Genomic DNA, 4,786 nt, shown 5'->3' on the forward strand with positions numbered 1-4,786 from the left:
GACTCTATGCGTCGACGACTCCAGCATTCCAAAGGCATCCATCGGACAGTTGTAGCATCGCCTCTCGTCGCAGAGCCGGCATATCGTCAGCGCCGAGACAGCGTCGTCAGACATCTGCGCAAGTATTGTCTCGGCAATACGTTCCAGCACGAGGCGGTCAGCATTCGAGACATGGCTAAGGATTTCGGATAAAGTCTCGTTTCTTCGTTGCAGGATCGCAGATAGGCGAGTCTCGCCTGCCTCAGTGAGCATCAGCGCTACTGCACGACGGTCCCGTAGCGCTTTGGATCGAACGGCGAACCCGGCTGCAACCAATCGATCGACAAGCCGCACCGTCCCCGCGTGGGACAAGCCTAGCACCCGTCCTAATTCGTCGATCGAAAGACCGGTCGCGTGACCGATGACGACGATCGCCGCGGTGGTTTCGCCACCGCCGGGTATCGTCGGGTCGAATGCCGCCTTCTTAATTCGATCGGTGATGCCCACTGCGAGGGCGCCGAACAGATTGACGAGCCGGTCCGAGAGTACGTTCAAAGGGTTGCCTCATTCATTGCCGGCGCATAGTGTATGCGCAGCGCATATATCACGCCTGTCTAAGCATGAAGGCAGGTCATGCGCCATGATGAAAGCGAGGCACCATGTTTTCGACATTACACATAGCTGAAAAGACGACCGGCTCTCGCGGGTCTCTCGCGTTGCTGCGCTGGGCGCTGGTGGTCATCTTTCTCTGGTTCGGTTGCATGAAATTCACGAGCTATGAAGCGATGGGCATCGCGCCATTGATGAAGAACAGTCCGATCATGAGCTGGATTCCGGCCGTTTTTGGGGTGCAGGGTGGAAGCTATTTTATAGGCACCGTCGAGCTCGCGACGGCCGCTGCGCTGATTATCGGTGCTTTCAACAAGACGGCCTCCGCTCTCGGCGCGGCGATGTCATGCCTGACTTATGCCGTGACACTGACGTTTTTCCTGAGCACGCCTGGCGTCGCCGAGCCGACCGCTGGCGGGTTCCCGGCGATTTCGGCCGGAACCGGACAGTTCCTGTTGAAGGACCTGGTGCTTCTTGCGGCATCAGCGTGCCTTCTACTTGCGTCCATACGGACAGCAGACGCGTGACGGCAAACAGGTGATAGGCGACGCTCCGGACCTGCGCTTTTGCCGAACCATACCCGCCTCAGCCCATAACGATCGACAAACCCTGTCGCTTTGATAGGGTGTTCGAAAACATGCTTTCGAGGGTTTGTCGTACATGCTGGTCGGATATATGCGGGTGTCAACGACCGATGACCGCCAAACGGTCGATCTCCAGCGGGACGCGCTCGTCGCAACCGGGGTCGATCATCGGCATCTCCATACCGACAAGGCATCCGGCGCGCGCGACGACCGACCAGGCCTGAAAGCCTGCCTCGACTATCTGAACGCGGGCGACACACTGATCGTGTGGAAGCTCGACCGGCTCGGACGCTCGCTGCCGCACCTGCTGACGATCGTCACCGATCTGAAGGCGCGCGGCATCGCGTTCCGGTCGCTGACCGAGCAGATGGATACGACCACGCCGCACGGCGAATTGCTGTTCTCGCTGTTCGGTGCATTGGCACAATATGAGCGTGCGCTCACGCGCGAACGGGTGATGGCGGGACTGGCTGCTGCCAAACGCCGGGGACGCCAAGGTGGCCGCCCGCCGATGATCGACGCCGAAACGCTCGAGCGGATCACCGCCGCGCTGGATGGCGGGGCCAGCAAGGCGTCCGTCTGCCGGACCTTCAAGGTGCCGCGTTCGACCCTTCTCGGCACGCTTGCCCGGATCGGCTGGACCGCACCGGCCAAGGTCTAAGCCGATGCCGCGTCGCGCCGTCCTGTCGGACGAGCAACGCGCGGCGTTGCTCGCGCTTCCCGACGACGAAACCCTGCTCGTCCAGCACTGGACATTGAGCCGGGACGACTTGGCCATCATCGTCCGCCGGAGGCGACCGCATAACCGGCTGGGTTTCGCGATCCAGCTTTGCGCGCTGCGCTATCCTGGCCGTTTCCTGCGACCCGGTGAACTGATCCCTGATACGCCGCTCGCGTTCGTCGCAGAGCAATTGCAGGTCGGACCCGAGGTGCTGGCCGACTACGCGACGCGCGGCCCGACCCGGTACGAACAGCTCGATGCACTGCGCGATGCATTCGGCTTCATGCCGCTCAGTCGGCCGCTGCGAACGACGTTGCAGGAATGGCTCCTGCCGATCGCGCTGACGACGACCAGCGGGGCTAGGCTGGCGCGCGTGATGCTGGATGAGTGCCGGCGACGGCGCATCATTGTGCCGGGCATCAGTTCGGTCGAGCGGATGGTCGCACAGGCGTTGCTCGATGCCGAACGCCATGTCGCCGAGCATCTGACCCGAGGACTCGATGCTCGACAGCGCCGGCTGCTCGATGCGCTTCTCCTGCCCCACACAGGCACGAACTTGAGCGATCTGGCCTGGGTGCGGCAGTCACCCGGCAAGCCCGGCCGAAAGACATTCGCCGCCATCATCGAGCGACTGACACTGCTTCGGGCCATCGGGATCGATCCGGATATCGCCGTAGGCGTCCATCCCGAGCGCCTCCGACGCCTGTGCCAGGAAGGCGTGCGGCTGACCGCGCAACATGTTCGGACGCTGCAAGCGACGCGGCGTCGCGCCACATTGGTGGCGACCATCCTCGAAACCATCGTTACCCTCACCGACGATGCGGTGCTGATGTTCGATCGCCTGCTTGGGCAGATGTTCCGGCGCGAACAGAACAGCGCGGACACGACACTCAAGCGCAACCGGCGCACCATCAACGGCAAAATCCGGCTGCTTGCCCAACTCGGCGCTGCCTTGCTCGCCGCCAAGATATCAGGTGGCGATATCGGCGCTGCGGTCGAGGCAGCGATCGGATGGAATGATCTCGGCCGCGAGGTCGATGAAGCCCGCAAGCTGATCCGCCCCGATTCGGTCGATCCCGTCGCGGTCGCCGCGACCAATTACCCCGTCCTCCGACAGGTCGGTCCCTCGTTCATCGCCTCGTTCACATTCGGGGCGGTGCCAGCCTGCCATGCGCTCGCGCGAGCGGTCGCGATCATGCGCGACCTTCATTTTGGTCATCTGCGCAAATTGCCTGCAGGCACGCCAGTCGGCTTCATCCGGCAAGCTTGGCGTCGGGCGATCGGCACCGGCATTCCCGATCGCAGGATCTATGAATTGTGCGTGCTGGTCGAGCTTCGCGACCGGCTTCGCGCCGGCGACATGTGGGTCGAGGGAAGCCGACGCTATCGTGCTGTCGAGCAGCAACTCATTCCTGCCCCCGTATTCGCCAACATGCGCGCGGCCGGCCCCTTGCCGATACCGGCACCGGATACGGCCGATATCTGGCTGGCCGAACGACGCGCCCGCCTCGCCCGTCGATTGGCCGAGGTCGAGCGAAAGGCGGAGACGGACGCGCTGGAAGACGTGCAGCTCAGCTTGGGCAGGCTGCGGATTTCGCCCTTGAAGGCGATTACTCCCGAGGAATCCGATACCGCCCTTGCGCCGCTCTATGCGCATCTGCCCGCGATCCGCATCACCGACCTTCTTGCCGAAGTCGATCGATGGACCGGGTTCAGCCAGTGCTTCACGCATCTGCAAAGTGGCCGTGCCGCGGATGAACCACGTGCGATCCTCACGGCGGTGCTCGCCGATGCCACCAATCTGGGCCATACGCGCATGGCGGAAGCCTGCAATCTCGTGACCCAGCGCCAACTCGGTTGGCTCGCCTCATGGCATCTGCGCGAGGAAACCTACGGTCGCGCGCTCGCCCGGCTTGTCGACGCCCAACACACCGCGCCGCTGGCCGCGCTGTTCGGGTCCGGCACCTCGTCCAGCTCAGACGGTCAGAACTTTCCGCTCGACCGCCGCGCCCAGGCAACCGGCGCAGTCAATCCGCACAAGGGGACAGAGCCGGCTGTCTCCTTTTACAGCCACGTCTCGGATCGCTACGCGCCGTTCCATTCCACAGTTATCTCCGCTTCGGCGAGCGAGGCGGCACAGGTGCTCGACGGGCTGCTCCACCACGGCGCCGATCTGCACATCGAAGAGCATCACGTCGATGGCGGGGGCGTCTCCGACCATGTGTTCGCGCTATGTCATCTGCTTGGGTTCCGGTTCGCGCCGCGTATCCCGAATATCGCCGCACGCCGTTTGCACCTGTTTAACGGCATCGAACCCGGCCCCGATATTGCGCCGCTGGTCGCGGGCCGCATCGACGAAGGTCTGATCGAGGCACACTGGGACGACGTGCTGCGACTGGGAACCTCGATCCGCACAGGCGTCGTCAGCGCCTCGATCATGCTGGAACGGCTCGGCTCCTATCCACGCGCCAACGGCCTGGCACTGGCGTTGCGCGAGATCGGTCGCGTCGAGCGTACCCTGTTCACGCTCGACTGGATCGAGCAGCCCGAACAGCGTCGCCGCGCCACCCGCGAACTCAACAAGGGAGAAGCGGAAAATGCCCTGAAACGCGCCATCTTCTTCCATCGCATCGGCCGTATCCGCGATCATGCGCTGCAAGCCCAAAGCCATCGGGCGAGCGCGCTGAACCTCGTCGCCGGTGCCATCGTCCTGTGGAACACGACCTACCTGCAAGCCGCCCGGATGCATCTCGCCAACCTCGGCCGGCCGGTCCCGCCGGACCTGCTGCAACACCTATCACCGCTCGGTTGGCAGCATATCAATCTCACCGGCGATTACCTCTGGACCGATCCCGATGCGCCATCCACCGCGCTCAGACCGCTTCGCCAGATG

Annotated in this window: 4 protein-coding genes; 3 read left to right on the forward strand and 1 reads right to left on the reverse strand. The window is 63.5% G+C overall.

Translation table 11 applies throughout. The features are described from left to right. A partial coding sequence (locus tag FDW83_RS18780) for a MarR family winged helix-turn-helix transcriptional regulator (RefSeq protein WP_138139585.1) occupies positions 1 to 534 on the reverse strand: 534 nt, incomplete at its 3' end. A 104-nt stretch (positions 535 to 638) separates the two neighbouring features. On the opposite strand from FDW83_RS18780, the gene FDW83_RS18785 reads away from it, so the two are divergent. The 3 genes from FDW83_RS18785 to FDW83_RS18795 form a co-directional block, all read left to right on the forward strand. Beyond that, positions 639 to 1,115 carry a YkgB family protein gene (locus FDW83_RS18785; RefSeq protein ID WP_010339850.1) on the forward strand — a complete coding sequence of 159 codons (477 nt, stop codon included), beginning with the start codon at positions 639 to 641 and terminating at the stop codon, positions 1,113 to 1,115. A gap of 133 nt (positions 1,116 to 1,248) precedes the next feature. Further along, the gene (locus FDW83_RS18790; RefSeq protein WP_010339849.1) at positions 1,249 to 1,833 is read left to right on the forward strand and encodes a recombinase family protein; all 585 of its coding nucleotides are present in this window, start codon (positions 1,249 to 1,251) and stop codon (positions 1,831 to 1,833) included. Between the two features lie 4 nt (positions 1,834 to 1,837). Further along, positions 1,838 to 4,786: Tn3-like element ISMpo10 family transposase (locus FDW83_RS18795; RefSeq protein WP_138139586.1), on the forward strand; the 2,949-nt coding region annotated here is incomplete at its 3' end.

This window comes from Pseudarthrobacter sp. NamE2 (assembly GCF_005796205.1).
In the GTDB taxonomy this organism is placed as follows: domain Bacteria; phylum Actinomycetota; class Actinomycetes; order Actinomycetales; family Micrococcaceae; genus Arthrobacter.